Source organism: Polaromonas sp. (genome assembly GCF_013817205.1).
Lineage (GTDB): Bacteria > Pseudomonadota > Gammaproteobacteria > Burkholderiales > Burkholderiaceae_C > Polaromonas.
The window spans coordinates 22,220-38,050 of the sequence record NZ_JACDDD010000032.1 but is presented as its reverse complement, the minus strand read 5'-3'; the positions used below and the strand labels follow the sequence as shown (position 1 = coordinate 38,050).

The 15,831-nt window shown below is 61.7% G+C and carries 14 protein-coding genes, 1 tRNA gene and 1 pseudogene; 9 read left to right on the top strand and 7 right to left on the bottom strand.

Features of this window, described 5'->3' with window-relative positions:
- The 5 genes from H0W47_RS09495 to H0W47_RS09475 all read right to left on the bottom strand — a co-directional run.
- A partial coding sequence (locus tag H0W47_RS09495; RefSeq protein WP_296923643.1) for a type IV pili methyl-accepting chemotaxis transducer N-terminal domain-containing protein occupies window positions 1–1,339 on the bottom strand: 1,339 nt, incomplete at its 3' end.
- Window positions 1,340–1,451: 112 nt separating this feature from the next.
- On the bottom strand, window positions 1,452–2,267 hold the full coding sequence (locus H0W47_RS09490) for an ABC transporter ATP-binding protein (protein ID WP_296923640.1): 816 nt from the start codon (window positions 2,265–2,267) through the stop codon (window positions 1,452–1,454).
- A gap of 10 nt (window positions 2,268–2,277) precedes the next feature.
- Window positions 2,278–3,225, bottom strand: a complete 948-nt coding sequence (gene ntrB / locus H0W47_RS09485; protein ID WP_296923638.1) for a nitrate ABC transporter permease — start codon at window positions 3,223–3,225, stop codon at window positions 2,278–2,280.
- A gap of 15 nt (window positions 3,226–3,240) precedes the next feature.
- Entirely contained in the window at window positions 3,241–4,485 is a 1,245-nt protein-coding gene (locus tag H0W47_RS09480; protein ID WP_296923636.1) for a CmpA/NrtA family ABC transporter substrate-binding protein, read from the bottom strand.
- Window positions 4,486–4,848: 363 nt separating this feature from the next.
- The gene (locus tag H0W47_RS09475) at window positions 4,849–5,481 is read right to left on the bottom strand and encodes an ANTAR domain-containing response regulator (RefSeq protein WP_296923634.1); all 633 of its coding nucleotides are present in this window, start codon (window positions 5,479–5,481) and stop codon (window positions 4,849–4,851) included.
- A gap of 86 nt (window positions 5,482–5,567) precedes the next feature.
- On the opposite strand from H0W47_RS09475, the gene tsaD reads away from it, so the two are divergent.
- Window positions 5,568–6,605, top strand: a complete 1,038-nt coding sequence (gene tsaD / locus H0W47_RS09470; protein WP_296923632.1) for a tRNA (adenosine(37)-N6)-threonylcarbamoyltransferase complex transferase subunit TsaD — start codon at window positions 5,568–5,570, stop codon at window positions 6,603–6,605.
- A gap of 3 nt (window positions 6,606–6,608) precedes the next feature.
- Here the strand turns inward: tsaD and H0W47_RS09465 are convergent, their stop codons facing one another.
- Both H0W47_RS09465 and H0W47_RS09460 read right to left on the bottom strand, forming a co-directional pair.
- Window positions 6,609–7,379: an alpha/beta hydrolase gene (locus H0W47_RS09465; RefSeq protein WP_296923630.1), complete on the bottom strand. Its 771-nt coding sequence runs from the start codon at window positions 7,377–7,379 to the stop codon at window positions 6,609–6,611.
- A gap of 122 nt (window positions 7,380–7,501) precedes the next feature.
- Window positions 7,502–7,816 (bottom strand): Hsp20/alpha crystallin family protein, encoded by a 315-nt coding sequence (locus H0W47_RS09460; protein ID WP_296923628.1) that lies wholly within the window; start codon window positions 7,814–7,816, stop codon window positions 7,502–7,504.
- A 201-nt stretch (window positions 7,817–8,017) separates the two neighbouring features.
- Between H0W47_RS09460 and H0W47_RS09455 the strand changes: the two genes are divergently transcribed.
- The 8 genes and pseudogenes from H0W47_RS09455 (at window position 8,018) to H0W47_RS09420 (ending at window position 15,788) form a co-directional block, all read left to right on the top strand.
- On the top strand, window positions 8,018–9,310 hold the full coding sequence (locus H0W47_RS09455) for a branched-chain amino acid ABC transporter substrate-binding protein (RefSeq protein ID WP_296923626.1): 1,293 nt from the start codon (window positions 8,018–8,020) through the stop codon (window positions 9,308–9,310).
- 9 nt (window positions 9,311–9,319) lie between these two features.
- Window positions 9,320–10,577: pseudogene (locus H0W47_RS09450) on the top strand (pyridoxal phosphate-dependent aminotransferase).
- 146 nt (window positions 10,578–10,723) lie between these two features.
- On the top strand, window positions 10,724–10,990 hold the full coding sequence (gene rpsO, locus H0W47_RS09445; RefSeq protein ID WP_296923623.1) for a 30S ribosomal protein S15: 267 nt from the start codon (window positions 10,724–10,726) through the stop codon (window positions 10,988–10,990).
- Between the two features lie 209 nt (window positions 10,991–11,199).
- A complete protein-coding gene (gene pnp / locus H0W47_RS09440; RefSeq protein WP_296923620.1) occupies window positions 11,200–13,317 on the top strand; it encodes a polyribonucleotide nucleotidyltransferase in 2,118 nt (705 codons plus the stop codon).
- 71 nt (window positions 13,318–13,388) lie between these two features.
- Window positions 13,389–14,384 carry an NAD(P)H-quinone oxidoreductase gene (locus H0W47_RS09435; RefSeq protein ID WP_296923617.1) on the top strand — a complete coding sequence of 332 codons (996 nt, stop codon included), beginning with the start codon at window positions 13,389–13,391 and terminating at the stop codon, window positions 14,382–14,384.
- A 2-nt stretch (window positions 14,385–14,386) separates the two neighbouring features.
- Window positions 14,387–15,136 (top strand): triose-phosphate isomerase, encoded by a 750-nt coding sequence (gene tpiA / locus H0W47_RS09430; RefSeq protein ID WP_296923614.1) that lies wholly within the window; start codon window positions 14,387–14,389, stop codon window positions 15,134–15,136.
- A gap of 33 nt (window positions 15,137–15,169) precedes the next feature.
- The gene (gene secG / locus H0W47_RS09425; protein WP_296923612.1) at window positions 15,170–15,589 is read left to right on the top strand and encodes a preprotein translocase subunit SecG; all 420 of its coding nucleotides are present in this window, start codon (window positions 15,170–15,172) and stop codon (window positions 15,587–15,589) included.
- 114 nt (window positions 15,590–15,703) lie between these two features.
- Window positions 15,704–15,788: transfer RNA gene (locus H0W47_RS09420), tRNA-Leu, on the top strand.
- Window positions 15,789–15,831: the final 43 nt, after the last annotated feature.

The window sequence follows — 15,831 nt, the reverse complement described above, 5'->3', positions numbered from 1 at the left end:
CCACCGCCTTGAGCACCTGGGCCTCTGATGCGGCGGAGGAGGTGCTGCGCAGCAGGTCATTGACTTCGAGCAGGGAGGCCTCGGCGCGTTCAACAAAGCCGCGCATCATCGCCGGGTCGGTCTCAAAAGCCTTGAGCATCATCGACAGTTCTTTTTGCGAACGCTGGCGTTCGCCGGTCAGCCGGGCCTGCAGCTCCACCTTTTGCGTGATGTCCTGCACCGTGACGAGCAGGTGCCGCACCGAGCCGGCTTCATAGACCCGGTTGAAATGGAAGGACAGGTAGCGCATGCTGTCTTGGCCCAGCCGGTTCCTGACGGTCAGCTCCACTTCGGCCAAGGGGTTGATGCCCTGGACCAGTTGCTCCTTGACGTGCGGGGAAAACAGCAATTCAACATAATCACGCGCGTCGGTGAGGGCCTTGGCCGACACCAGCGTGGACAGCACGTCGAAGAAATTCTGCCCGGGAATCAGGGTCTTGCCGAAAAGCTCGTGGGTCGAGCGAGACAACTGCGAACCGAGTTGGTGCCCGGGCGTGAGAAGAAAAAGACCTTCGCGAACGCTGGCGAGAATCTCCCGGTTCTCTTCGGTCGCCGCTTCGATGGCAGCGTCCGAGGTGTTCAGTCTGCGCAGGAACTTGAAAAGAATGAAGGCGAAGTTCAGCAGCGCCAGAACAATGCCAACGGTCTGCACCATGCGCAGTGCGGTTGCACGGTCAGATGCCACGGCCTCCAGTGCGGTGGTCAGCTCGTTCATCAGGCCCAGCAGTTTCAGGTTGTTGGCCTTGGCGTAGTCCACCGCCTCCTGCAACTGCTGGTCGGTGGCGTTGCCGGCAAGCACCGGCACCAGTTTTTCCTGGTAGGGCGTCCAGATGCCCTGTGCCTTTTGCAGGATGCCCAATGCCTTGTCGCCTTCGGCTGCCCGCAGGAAAACCGGCTTGCTGTCGCCGCCGGGTACGATGGCGCCGCTCTGAAAGCCCTTGAGGGAAACATCAAACAGCTTGACCGCGCCTTTGAGCTCTTCCAGCTCCTTGTCGGCGGGCAGCCCCTTGCTGCGCGCTGCATCTACCGCAAGCAGTGACTTCGCCGTGCGCTGTGACAACATGCGCTGCCGCCCCGAAAGGTTGACGCCCAGCGCGTCTTCCGCAATCTGGAAAGAGGTGTAGAAGTTCAGGACCAGCACGCCCAGGTCGAACAGCAGGAAGAGGGCTACCGCAATGATGATCTCGCGGTATTTCCCGAATGAGGCCAGGCCCGCCTTGCGTGCCGTGTTGCTACGTTGGCCTACGGGCCTGGGTGGGGCGGGTACCAGAGTATCGGCGGTAGGTAGAACGGCGGACATGGCGGGCTCCTGTGAAAAGTTCGTTGGGCATCCCCGCGGTATCACCCGCTTGCCGGGTGCCGCGTTGTCAGGAAAACTTTCTGCTTCGCGGATGGGCCGCGAGAATTCCTCATCAGGCTGTCAGTTTTTCCACATGGCCCTGGCGGGTGTAGAGAAAATCGATCACGGCCTTGCGGTAACCGAGGTAACGGATGTCTTCCGCCAGCCCCACGCGGGAACGCGGCCGTGGCAGATCAACTTTGAGGACCTCGCCGATGGTCGCAGCCGGGCCGTTGGTCATCATGACAATGCGGTCCGACAGCAGCACGGCCTCGTCCACATCGTGCGTCACCATGACCACTGTGCTTTGAGTGGTGGCGACGATCTGCAGCAACTCGTCTTGCAGCTTGGCGCGGGTCAGCGCGTCGAGTGCGCCGAAGGGTTCGTCGAGCAGCAAGACCTTGGGCTCCATACACAACGCGCGCGCAATGCCGACGCGCTGTTTCATGCCGCCGGAAATTTCGCCGGGGCGTTTTTGCGCTGCGGGGGTCAGGCCAACCATGGCCAGGGCTGCTTCGGTGCGGGCCTTCAGTTGGGCCCGGGTCTCAGTAGCGCCGAAAACGCGTTCGACTGCCAGGTAAACGTTTTCGTGGCAGGTGAGCCAGGGCAACAGTGAGTGGTTCTGGAACACCACTGCACGATCCGGCCCCGGCCCCGCGATTTCGCGGTTGGCGCAGAGCAAGCTGCCCTGGGTGGGCGTGGTCAGCCCGGCCAGCAGGTTGAGCAGGGTCGATTTGCCGCAACCCGAATGGCCGATCAAGGCAACAAACTCTCCTTTAGCAACCGTGAGGTTGATGTTCTGCAGCGCGCAGAACGGGCCCTTCTTGGTCTTGAAGGTCTGCTCGACACCCTGGATTTCGATGTACTTGGTGGTGAAAGAGGCACTCATGACTCACTCCTTAATTTTTGACGTCTTCAAACGTGAAGGCTGTGGCCAGCTTGATCAGTGCGAACTCCAGCACCAGGCCGACAATGCCAATCACAAAAATCGCGATGATGATGTTCTTGACGTTGAGGTTGTTCCACTCGTCCCAGACCCAGAAGCCGATGCCGACGCCGCCGGTGAGCATTTCAGCCGCGACGATCACCAGCCATGCAGTGCCAACAGCCAGGCGCACACCGGTCAGCATGTAGGGCAGCACGGCGGGGAACAGAATTTTGGTGACGATCTTCCATTCGCTTAGATTGAGCACCCGCGCCACATTCATGTAGTCCTGTGGCACGCGCTGCACGCCCACGGCGGTGTTGATGATCATGGGCCAGATAGAGCAGATGAAAATCGTCCAGATCGCGGCAGGGTTTGCGCCCTTGAAGACCAGCAGGCCGATAGGCAGCCAGGCCAGCGGCGACACGGGCCGCATCAGGCTGATGAGCGGATTGAACATGCGCGACAGGAACTCGAAGCGGCCAATCATGAAACCCACCGGAATGCCCACCGCGGCTGCCATGCCAAAGCCGAAGGCGACCCGCTGGAGGGAACTCAGCACGTTCCAGCCTACGCCCTGGTCGTTGGGCCCCTTGCTGTAGAACGGGTCGCTGAACAGCACCACCGCCTGTTTCCAGGTGTCCAGCGGCGAGGGGATGCTGCGGGCCGTCCCGACAGACACCATCTCCCATAAGCCCACCAGCAAGCCAAGCCCCAGCACAGGCGGCAGAAAAGCCATCCAGACGCCGCGCCAGTCAACAGGCGTTTTGTCTTTCTCCTGCCGGGCTGGCGTGGGGGTGTCTGCTGGCGCTGGAATGCTAGCCTCTTGCGTGGCCGCTTGTGCTCTCGCCGGGCTTGCACCAGAAGGGGAAACCGGAGCCACCAGAGGCTCCAGCGGGGAATGAAAAATGGCACTGACCATGGTGTGTTCTCCCGCTCAAACTTTGATCTTGAAACCGTCGGCGTATTTCTGCGGGTCCTTGCCGTCCCAGACCACGCCGTCGATCATCTTGCTGCTGCGCATGACTTCTTTCGGCACGTGGGCCTTGGCGGCGGTGGCGGCCTGTTTGTAGATGTCGATCTGGTTGATCTGCTTGGCCACGGCCAGGTAGTCCGGATGCTCCTTGAGCAGACCCCAACGCTTGTGCTGGGTCAAAAACCACATGCCGTCCGACAGGTAGGGGAAGCTCACCGCACCGTCGTTGTAAAACTTCATGTGGTTCGGGTCGTCCCAGGTCTTGCCCAGGCCATTTTGGTAGCGGCCCAGAATGCGCTGGTTGATGACGTCGACGCTGGTGTTCACGTAGGACTTGTCGGCCACGGTCTCGGCCATCTTGTTCTTGTTGCCCAGGCTGGCGTCTATCCACTTGCCGGCTTCGATGATGGCGGCGGTGACGGCGCGCGCGGTGTTTGGGTTCTTCTTGACGAAATCGGCGGTGGTGCCGAGCACTTTTTCAGGATGGTCTTTCCAGATGTCCTGGGTGGTGACAGCTGTGATGCCGATGCCGTCGGCAATGGCGCGGTGGCCCCAGGGCTCGCCGACGCAATAGCCGTCCATGTTGCCGACCCGCATATTGGCCACCATTTGCGGCGGTGGCACGGTGATGACTTTCACGTCTTTCATCGGGTTGACGCCGACGCTGGCCAGCCAGTAATACAGCCACATGGCGTGCGTGCCGGTCGGGAAGGTCTGGGCGTAGGTGTATTCGCGCTTTTCCGCTGCCATCACCTTGGCCAGCGACGCGGCGTCCACCGCACCCTTGTCGGCGAGTTTCTTGCTCAGCGTGATGGCTTGACCGTTCTGGTTCAGCGTCATCAGTACCGCCATGTCTTTCTTGGGACCGGAGGTGCCCAGGTGCACGCCGTAAATCAGGCCGTACAGCGAGTGCGCCATGTCCAGCTCACCGCTGACCAGCTTGTCGCGCACCCCGGCCCAGCTGGCTTCCTTGGTCGGGATGATGGTCACGCCGTATTTCTTGTCTATGCCCAGCACCGAGGCCATGACCACGGACGCGCAGTCGGTCAGCGGGATGAAGCCGATCTTGACTTCCTTCTTCTCGGGGGCATCGGAGCCCTGGGCATAAACAACAGCGCGCAGCGCCGGGCTGATGCCCACAGCGCCAACGGCGGCGGCTTGTAATACGTTGCGGCGCGTCAATGAAGATTTCAGCAGTTCGGTCATGGTCGGGACTCCAGTAGTGAAAATAAATGCAAAAAACAAAAAAGGCGCTCGACCCGTGCAGACACAAGAAATGTGAATGCGGGTGCGAACGCCTTTGTTCTGAAGATCTTCTGCTTCGCCGTTGAAGCGGAATACCTGGTGCTACCTTCTCAGCAAAAGCTGTGCCAGCAGAATGTACGGGTGTTTGCTGGAAGGAGTTTGTTGACCTAAATTGCTTTCAGCCCGCGCCGAATGGGTGTAGAGTGCTATAAAATATATAGCGAATTGATGAGAGCTCAAGCAGGACAGCGTACGTTCAGGAGCTTGCACTGTATTTGTGCGCTGCACCATTCGGGTGTGGTGCGGAGCCGGCTGGTTCGGGACTCAACCCAGCAGGTCGGCGGCGTCCAGCATGCGTTGCGCCACTTCACCCAGACGCAGGCCCTTGTCCATCGCGGCCTTGCGCAGTCTTTCGTAGGCCGCCTGTTCATTGAGGTTCTGGCGTTGCATCAACAAGCCTTTGGCGCGGTCTATCACCTTGCGGTCCTGTAGCTCGGTTCTGGCGTCGGCCAGTTCCTGGCGCAAGCCCTGCTCATGTTCAAAGCGCGCCATCGCCACGTCCAGGATGGGGCGTATGCGTTCGGGCGACAGGCCTGCCACGATGTAAGCAGACACACCCGCGGCCACCGCATCTTTCACATGGCTGGTGTCGTTGTCGTTGGTGAACAGCACGATAGGACGGCGCGCGCCGCGGGTGGCCATCACCACGTGTTCGAGCGAGTCGCGTGCTTCGCTTTCGGCATCGACAATGATCATGTCGGGCTGGAGCTGCGCCAGCCGCTCATACAGAAAGGTGTCGGCCGGCAATACCGCGACCACGTTGTAGCCGTTTTCCAGCAGGCCAATACGCAGCTGACGCGAGCGCTCGGCCTGCTGCCGGGCATGGACGTCCAGCGACACACCGTCCAGCAGGTCTGGAGCGATGATGACAAGGCGCAGGGACTGGGATGGCGTCATGATGTGACTGGTGCAAGATTCGAGCCATCTTGGGTCCCCGCGCTTGTCACTGCGTGTAGCCTGGAAGGGGTGGCTACACTTGTTCAATGCTGGTTATTGGAATCGAATCGAGTTGCGATGAAACGGGTGTGGCGCTGGTGGATGCGTCGGGGCAGGGCGTGCCTGTGCTGCTGTCACACGCCTTGCACAGCCAGATCGACATGCATCAGGCTTATGGCGGTGTGGTGCCCGAATTGGCCAGCCGTGACCACATCCGCCGCGTGTTGCCGCTGATTGAGGAGGTGGCAGCGCGTGCGCAGCGTACGCTGGCGCAGGTGGACGTGGTCGCCTACACACGCGGGCCCGGGCTGGCCGGCGCTTTGCTGGTGGGCGCGGGCGTGGCCTGCGCGCTGGCTGCAGCGCTCGGCAAGCCGGTGGTGGGTGTGCACCACCTGGAAGGCCACCTGCTGTCGCCGTTTCTGAGCGCTGATCCGCCAGAATTTGCATTTGTGGCACTGCTGGTGTCGGGTGGTCATACCCAGTTGATGCGGGTAGACCGGGTCGGCAGTTATGAATTGCTTGGCGAGACGATTGATGATGCCGCCGGAGAGGCCTTCGACAAATCCGCCAAGTTGCTGGGCCTGCCTTATCCGGGTGGCCCTGCGCTCGCCAAATTGGCCCTGCAAGGCGACGCACTGGCCTTCAAACTGCCGCGGCCACTGCTGCACAGCGGCGATCTGGACTTTTCCTTCTCGGGCCTGAAAACTGCAGTGCTGACTCAGGCCAGGAAACTGGGCGAAGTCATGAGCGACAAGAACAAGGCCGATCTGGCCGCCTCCACGCAGGCGGCGATTGTCGAGGTGCTGGTGAAAAAGTCATTGAAGGCGCTGGAGCAAACCGGCCTGAAACGTCTGGTCGTCGCTGGTGGGGTGGGGGCCAACACGCTATTGCGCGAACAGCTCAATGACGCTTGCCAGAAACGCGGGATTCGTGTGCACTATCCGGAGCTGCACCTGTGCACCGACAACGGGGCGATGATCGCTCTTGCCGCTGGCATGCGGCTGCAGGCCGGTATGGCGCAGATCAACACGGCGTATAGCTTTGACGTCAAGCCGCGCTGGCCGCTGGGGCTGCTGGCAGCCTGAGCCTCAGGGGCAGACCGGCAGCGGCAGCACCGCCAGCATCTGCTGCCAGAGCCGCCGCCAGGGCGCCCAGTCATGCCCGCCGGGTGTGGTGAACACACGCTGCGGCGGCAAGGCTGCGGCCAGCAGGCGGTGGCTGGCCGCAAAACGGTCTTCCGTGCCATAGGCCAGGTAAAGCGCCGGCGATCTGCTGCCTGACGGCAACCTCGCTTGCGCCTGCAGCCAGCGCCAGAGCCGCGTTTCCATCTGCTCCAGCGGCAAAGGGCCGGCAGGCGCTTGCCATGCCAGCAGGCCTCCGGCCGCCGCAATCTCCCGGCTCAGTTCGCGCTCGCCGAGATAAGGGGCCAGCGCGACGATGCCAGTGATTCCGCCAGGCATCTGCTCTTCGTGAATCATGGCGCCGAATCCACCGACCGATATGCCGACCAGCCAGATCGCCCGGTAGCCGGCGGTACGCGCGGGCGCCAGCACATCGGCTTCCAGGCGGTCAGTCACGCTGCGATTGTTGTAGTAGGCGATGTGTGCGTCGGCCATCACGATGTCGACCGCAATGCGCCGCTCCCGCACTTCCTGCACGAAACCCTCGCGCACGAATTCGTCAATCGCTGACGACGCGCCGGGCAGGAACACCAGCAGGGTGTCGGTCTTTGTACTGCAGGACGCCTGGGCCTTCACAGTGCTCAGCGGTACTGTGGCCGGGCGCAGAAAGCTGCAACCAGACAGGAGAAGGAGCCCGGCGCAGAGGGCAGGAAAAACGGCACGGCGAAGACGGGTCATGCCTGATTGTGCGGTGGCCGGGATCTTTTTGCCGGGGTGTGGCTGCGCCACCCGGCACAAGACCGCCTTTTGGGGGCGGTCTTGTCGGAAGAACCTATCAGCGACTCACGCCGCCGGCGCCATCAATCGATGGTGAGCTGGGTGACATTGCTGACCGGAATCTTCTTGGCCAGCGTCAGGGTCAACACGCCATTTTCCAGTTTCGCTGCGCTGGCTGCAGCGTCGATCTCCAGCGGAAAACGCCAGGCGGCCTTCACGGTACGCGGGGCTTCTGCTTTGCTGGCGATCCGCACCACATCGCCTTCGATGCCGATGTCCAGCTGCTCTTTGGCCAGGCCCGGTACGTCGAGCTGCAGCGTGTAGGCCTGATCGCCGTCTTCGACGGTGGCAGCGTGGGTGCTTCGGGCACCCGACAGTGAGCCGAGGGTGTCGTCCAAGAATTTGTCGAGGGCGCCGTTGTTGGTCAGCGCGGGGTATGGCGCTGGAAGCGGGAGGCGGGGCGGGTGGCGAGCGAATAAAACATGGAACACTCCTGAAGTTGGGACAGGGAAAATTCCCCTACACTTCGCGGCTCTCACCGTGATCGCCGCATGCATTGCAGGTAGGCGCCCCGGCAAGTATTTCAAGGAAATTGTTGAATGAATTTTTTTAAACTCCGCCTCTTGAAACATATGGCGCTGGCCCTAGCGTCAGCCGCCTGCCTGTCGCCTTCAGCCGTGTGGGCCCAGCCTGCGACGGCAAGCCCGCAGCCGGTGCGCGTGGCCTTGATCGAAAGCCTGTCCGGACCGTTTGCCAACACCGGTGAAGCCGTGTTTCGCAACCTGGCCTGGGCGGCAGAACGCGTCAATGCGCGCGGCGGCATCAAGCTGCCCGGCGGAAACCGTCCGCTGGTCTTCGAGCGTTACGACAGCAAGGGCCAGAACGAAGAAGCGCTGTCCGCGCTGCGCTCGGCCCTGGACGATGGCATCACCCTGGTGACCCAGGGTAATTCGTCTTCCACCGCCGCCGCGCTGATCGATGCCATCAACAAGCACAACGATCGGGAGCCCGCGCGCCGCGCGCTGTTCATGAACTACTCGGCGGTGGATCCGGTGCTGACCAACGAGAAGTGCAGCTACTGGCACTTCCGTTTTGACGCCCATGCCGACATGCGCATGGCGGCCTTGATGGAGGTGCTCAAGGACGACCTGGCGCTCAAAAGCATCTACCTGATTGGCCAGGACTACAGCTTCGGCCAGGCCGTGTTGCGCGAGGCGCGCAAGCAACTGGGCTTGCAGCGCCCGGATGTGCAGATCGCCGGTGACGAACTGCATCCCATGGGCCGGGTCAAGGACTTCCTGCCTTATGTAGCCAAGATCAAGGCCAGCGGCGCGCAGGCGGTGCTGACGGGCAACTGGGGTAATGACCTGACCCTGCTGGTCAAGGCCGCCAGGGAGGCTGGTTTCGAGGGCAAGTTCTACACCTTCTACGGCAACGCTCTGGGTGTGCCGGCGGCCCTGGGCGATGCAGGTGTGGGCAAGGTGATCGCGGTCGCCGACTGGTTTCCGAATGCAGCTGGTGCGCAGTCCGAGGCCTTCTACCAGTCCTTCCGGCAGCGTTTCCCCAAGCCGCAGGACGACTATGTGCACATGCGCATGCAACTGATGGTTGAGGGGCTGGTGCAGAGCATCGAAAAGGCTGGCACGACGGAAGCCGGGGCGCTGGCCGCCCAACTCGAAAAAGCCGAGGTGCTGTTTGCAGGCCACAAGGGTGTCATGCGCAGCGCCGACCACCAGTTCCAGCAACCCCTGCTGGTCGCCGTGATGGACAAACAGGGCACGTCGGGAGTGCGCTTCGACGTTGAGGGCTCCGGTTACGGCTTTCGCGTGATCAAGAGTATTGCGGCGGCACGCGCCGAGCAGCCGCACAGCTGCAAGATGACACGTCCCTGAGGAGTCAACATGCGACAGGTTGTTCTCGATCTCGAGGAGTCCCTGATCCGGCAAGTCGCCAACGCCGGCATGGGCCGCAGCGATGTGCTCAAGTTCTGGTTTGGCGAAAGCGACGAGGTCACGCCGGCCTTCATCCGTGAAGCGGCGGCGCGCTCGCTCAGCGAAGGGGAGACGTTTTACGCCCACAACCTTGGGCTCCCCGAGTTGCGCGAAGCGATTGCCGACTATTGCACCGGCTTGCGCTGCAAGGGCGCTGCGCCGGTCGGTGCCGACAGGATTGCGGTCACCTCGGGCGGCGTCAATGCGCTCATGCTTGCGGTGCAGGCGGTGGTGGATGCCGGCGACGAGGTGGTCGCCGTCACCCCGGTCTGGCCCAATCTGACCGCGCAGCCGGCGATCATGGGCGCGCGGGTGCGCTGCGTCAGCCTCAAGCCGGTGGCGGGCCGCTGGCAACTTGACATGGACGAATTGCTGGCGGCTGTGACATCCGCTACCCGCTTGCTGATCGTCAACTCACCCAACAACCCGACCGGCTGGACCCTGAGCCGCGCCGAGCAGGAGGTCTTGCTGGCGCACTGCCGCAAGACGGGCACCTGGATCCTTGCTGACGAGGTTTACGAGCGGCTGTATTACGAGGCTTCTCCCAATGGCCCGGCGCAGGGCCGCCCCAAGCCGGGCGCTCCCCTGGTGGGGGAGGGGCGCAGCCCCCCGGGGGGGGGATCATGTTTGCGCACCCAGTTTTCTCGATATTGCCTTGCCGGACGACCGGCTGATGGTCGCGCACAGCTTCTCCAAAAGTTTTCTGATGACCGGCTGGCGGCTCGGTTGGCTGGTGATGCCGGCGGCGTTCACCACCCACATGGGCAAGCTGATCGAGTTCAACACTTCCTGCGCGCCGGTATTCATCCAGCGTGCAGGTGTGGTGGCGCTGCAGCGCACGGACGAGGTCACGCCCCAGGTGGTGGCCCATCTGAAGAAGTGCCGCGATACGCTGGTGCCGTTGCTCCAGGCCGTGCCCGGGGTCGAATTGGCGGCCGCGCCGGGCGGTATGTATGCGTTTTTCAGGCTGGCCGGGCAGGGCGACGCTTTCGAGACCGCCAAACGCCTGGTGCTCGAGGCCGGACTCGGGCTGGCGCCAGGCGATGCCTTCAGCGCCGACCGTTCGCCGGCGATGCAGGGCTGGCTGCGCTGGTGTTTTGCCAGCCATGACTTGGCCCGCCTGCGCGAAGGCGTTGGCCGCCTGAGGGGCTGGCTGGCGCGGGAGTGATGCGCCCGGCTTCTGGGCTATAATCCAAGGCTCTGCGAAAAAAAAGCGGGCGCTTCTTCTGGGAGCAATGCTGCAGAACACGACGGAACCGGTCAACTCCCACTTTTGGGAACACTGGGCCGCTCGCAAGTAAACAAGGAATAGTCATGATCGCGAAATCCATCAAGGCCGACATCGTTCAGGCCAACCAACGCGCTGCCAACGACACAGGTAGCCCTGAAGTTCAGGTCGGTCTCTTGACCGGCCGCATCAATGAACTGATGCCCCATTTCAAAACCCATGCCAAGGATCACCACGGTCGCCGTGGTCTGCTGCGCATGGTGAGCCGTCGCCGCAAGCTGCTGGACTACCTGAAGTCCAAAGACGCGGCCCGTTATGTTGCGTTGATTGCCAAGCTTGGCCTGCGTAAATAATCGCTGATACGACTGCAAAACGCCTGAGTTAGTTAACTAGCTCAGGCGTTTTTTACTTCGGAGCAAGGCAAAACGATCACGCGCTGTGTCATTCCACAAAAAAAGCCCTGAAATCACAGGCATTTTGTGGAATGGCATCGTGTTCTGCCAGCCACCACTCCGGGCCTTCTGCACTGCCTCAAGTGCTTGAAAACTAGTGGAGTTAAAACATGAGCATTTTCAATAAAGTTACCAAGACCTTCCAGTGGGGCCAACACAAGGTCACCATGGAAACCGGCGAAGTCGCACGCCAGTCCGGCGGCGCTGTGCTGCTGGACATGGACGGCACTGTCGTGCTGGCCACCGTGGTCGCCAAGACCGAAGCCAAGCCAGGCCAGGACTTCTTTCCGCTGACCGTTGACTACCTCGAAAAAACCTACGCCGCTGGCCGCATTCCCGGCAGCTTCTTCAAGCGTGAAGGCCGCCCCAGCGAGTTCGAAACCCTGACATCCCGCCTGATCGATCGCCCGATTCGCCCGCTGTTCCCCGAAGGCTTCTTCAACGAAGTGCAGGTCGTGATTCACGTCTTGTCCCTCAACCCCGAAGTTGAAGGCGACATTCCTGCATTGATTGCCTCAAGCGCAGCACTCGCGATTTCCGGCATTCCGTTCAATGGCCCCATCGGCGCGGCCCGCGTTGCGTACATCGACGGCCAGTACGTGTTGAACCCGGGCAAGACGCAGCTCAAGGATTCCACAATGGATCTGGTGGTGGCTGGTACCGAAGCCGCGGTGTTGATGGTGGAGTCCGAAGCCAAGCAACTGTCTGAAGAAATCATGCTGGCCGCCATCGTGTTTGGCCATGAGCAGGGCAACATCGCCATCAACGCGATTCACGAACTCGTTCGTGACGCCGGCAAGCCGGTCTGGGCATGGCAAGCGCCTGCCAAGGACGAGCCGCTGATCGCCAAGGTCAGCGAGCTGGCCGCTGCCAAGTTGCAAGCTGCCTACCAGATCCGCGCCAAGCAAGCCCGTACCCAGGCTTGCCGCGTCGTGACTTCGGAGGTCATGGCCGCCCTCAAGGCGGACGGCACCGCATTCGACGGCGTGGCTGTTGAAGGCATGTTGTTCGACATCGAAGCCAAAATCGTCCGCAGCCAGATTTTGTCTGGCGAGCCGCGTATTGACGGCCGCGACACCCGCACCGTGCGCGCCATCGAAATCCGCAACAGTGTGCTGCCCCGTACCCACGGTTCGGCCCTGTTCACGCGTGGCGAAACCCAGGCGCTGGTTGTGACCACGCTGGGCACCGAGCGCGATGCGCAGCGTATCGACGCACTGTCGGGCGACTACGAAGACCGTTTCATGCTGCACTACAACATGCCTCCGTTCGCCACTGGCGAAACCGGCCGTGTCGGTAGCCCAAAACGCCGCGAGATTGGTCACGGCCGTCTGGCCAAGCGTGCGCTGATCGCCGTGTTGCCCACCAAAGAAGAATTCCCGTACACCATGCGTGTGGTCAGCGAGATCACCGAGTCCAACGGCTCTTCGTCGATGGCTTCGGTCTGCGGCGGCTGCCTGTCGCTGATGGACGCCGGTGTGCCGATGAAAGCCCACGTGGCTGGTATCGCCATGGGCCTGATCAAGGAAGACAACCGCTTTGCGGTGTTGACCGACATTCTGGGTGACGAAGATCATCTGGGCGACATGGACTTCAAAGTCGCCGGTACCACTGCCGGTATCACCGCGCTGCAGATGGACATCAAAATCCAGGGCATCACGAAAGAAATCATGCAGGTCGCATTGGCTCAGGCCAAGGAAGCCCGCATGCACATTCTGGGCAAGATGCAGGAAGCCATGGGCGAAGCCAAGGCCGAAGTTTCTGACTTTGCACCGCGCCTGTACGTGATGAAGATCAACCCCGAGAAAATCCGTGACGTGATCGGTAAAGGCGGCGCTGTCATTCGCGCGCTGACCGAAGAAACCGGCACGCAGATCAACATCGAGGAAGACGGCACCATCACCATCGCCTCCAACGACAGCGCCAAGGCCGACGAAGCCAAACGCCGCATCGCCGAGATCACCGCTGAAGTCGAAATCGGCAAGGTGTACGAAGGCGCGATCACCAAGATCCTCGACTTCGGCGCACTGGTCAATCTGCTGCCCGGCAAGGACGGCCTGCTGCACATCAGCCAGATCGCCCATGAGCGCGTCGAGCGGGTAACCGACTACCTGAAAGAAGGCCAGGTCATCAAGGTCAAAGTGATGGAAACCGACGAGAAGGGCCGCGTCAAGCTGTCCATGAAGGCCTTGCTGGACCGTCCTGCGCAAGGCCAGGATCAAGGCTGATTTGCTATTGATTTTGTAGCTGCTAGTGCCCGCCAGCCGGGGGCTGCAGCCATAAAACACTTAAATAATCCATGAAAGCAGTTGAAATCACCTCCTATGGCGCGCCGGATGTGCTGCGCCTGGGCGAGCGTCCCGATCCGGTCGCCGGCGCGGGTGAGTTGCTGATTCGTGTGGCGGCCTCCGGCGTGAACCGGCCGGACGTTCTGCAGCGAACCGGCAACTATCCGGTTCCGCCGGGCGCTTCCGATATTCCAGGGCTGGAAGTTGCTGGCATCATCATTGGTGGCGACGCCGCAGCGATGGCGCAGGCGAACCTGAAGCTTGGAGACCGCATCTGCGCCTTGGTGGCTGGCGGCGGTTATGCCGAGCTGTGTGTTGCGCCGGTCGGCCAGTGCCTGCCGGTTCCGGAGGGGTTCAGCGACACCGAAGCCGCTTCCCTGCCCGAAACCTTTTTCACGGTCTGGAGCAATGTGTTCGACCGCGCACGGCTGCAGAAGGGTGAAACGCTGCTGATCCAGGGCGGCTCCAGCGGCATCGGTGTGACAGCGATCCAGATCGCCAAGGCCATGGGCGCGACCGTGATCGTGACAGCCGGCAGCGACGACAAATGCGCCGCCTGCCTGAAGCTCGGTGCCGACCACGCCATCAATTACAAGACGGCCGATTTTTCGGAAGAGGTCAAGACGATAACCGCCGGCAGGGGCGTGAACGTGATTCTGGACATGGTCGCCGGCAGTTATGTGGAGCGTGAGATCGGCTGCCTGGCCGAAGATGGCCGCCTGGTCTTCATCGCCGTGCAGGGCGGAACCAAAGCTGAATTCAACGCCGGTCTGGTGCTGCGCAAGCGCTTGAGCATCACTGGTTCCACGCTGCGCCCGCGTTCTGTCGAGTTCAAGGCGGCGATTGCTGCGACCTTGAAAGAGAAAGTCTGGCCGCTGCTTGTCGGTGGCGTGATCAAACCCGTGATCCACAGCACTTTCGCGGCGGCTGATGCGGCCCAGGCGCATGCGCTGATGGAATCCAATCAACACATCGGCAAAATCGTATTGACGTGGCAGGGCACCTGATCATGAAAAAATTGATTGCAGGCAACTGGAAGATGAATGGCAGCCTGGCCGCCAATGAGGCCTTGCTGCGAGAGATAGCGGCCGGCTTGCCCTCGCAGCCCGCTTGCGCCATTGCCGTGTGTGTGCCTGCGCCATACCTGGCTCAGGTTCATACACTGCTTGCAGATACGCCGGCCGTGGCGCTGGGCGCGCAGGATGTATCGAGCCAGGCCTCCGGTGCCTTCACTGGCGAAGTCAGTGCCTCCATGCTGCGGGAGCTCGGTTGTCGTTATGTGATTGTGGGCCATTCCGAGCGCCGCCAGTACCATAGTGAGACTGACGCACTGGTGGCCGACAAGGCCAAGGCTGCGCTGGCTGCCGGCGTCACGCCGATTGTGTGTGTCGGTGAAACCCTGGCCGAACGCGAGGCCGGGCAGACCGAGCAGGTGGTGAAACGCCAGCTGGCCGCCGTGATCCACACCAATGGCCATTGCATCAGCGAGATCGTCGTGGCCTACGAGCCGGTGTGGGCCATAGGCACCGGCAAGACCGCGACGCCGGAGGAAGCGCAGGCGGTGCATGCGGTGCTGCGGACGCAGCTCAAGGCGGCAACTGACCAGGCGACACGCGTGAAGATTTTGTACGGCGGGAGCATGAACGCTGCCAATGCCGCTTCGCTGCTGGCGCAGGCCGACATCGATGGCGGGTTGATAGGCGGCGCTTCGCTGAAAGCCCCGGATTTCTTGAAAATAATTGCTGCAGCCCCCATTTGACGGGGAAAGTGTGCTATCAAATTAGGAGTTGATATGGAAAATGTATTGTTGAAAGCTGTTCTGGCGCTCCAGATGATTACTGCCTTGGGCATGATTGGCCTGATCCTGGTGCAGCATGGCAAGGGGGCCGACATGGGTGCGGCCTTCGGAAGCGGTGGCTCGGGCAGTCTGTTTGGCGCCAGCGGCAGCGCCAATTTTCTTTCGCGCACCACCGCGGTCCTGGCGGCTGTGTTCTTTGCGTGTACTCTGGCGCTGGCCTATTTCAGCAACGCCGGTCCGCGGACTGGGTCCAGCGTGCTCGAAGGCTCCGCCGTCACGGCACCAGCGCCCGCAACACCCGCTTCGGGCGCTGCCCAGATTCCTGGCACAACGTCACCGCCCGCTGCCCCGGCCACCACTTCTGTCCCGCCTGCCCCCGGTGTTCCTGGCTCGGGTCAAATTCCCACGAAATAGAGTTGGCGACGGGCTGCTTTGCACAGGGAGCGGCGCAATTTCAGGGTAAACTCTGAGACTGCCCGGAAAGCCAAAACCGCAAGGTTCCTCATGCCATCCGGGCACAAAAAAACCGCGGACGTGGTGAAATTGGTAGACACGCTATCTTGAGGGGGTAGTGGCGAAAGCTGTGCGAGTTCGAGTCTCGCCGTCCGCACCACATACAGGCAATGATCAGGACTGCGCGAGTCAGGCTGATCACC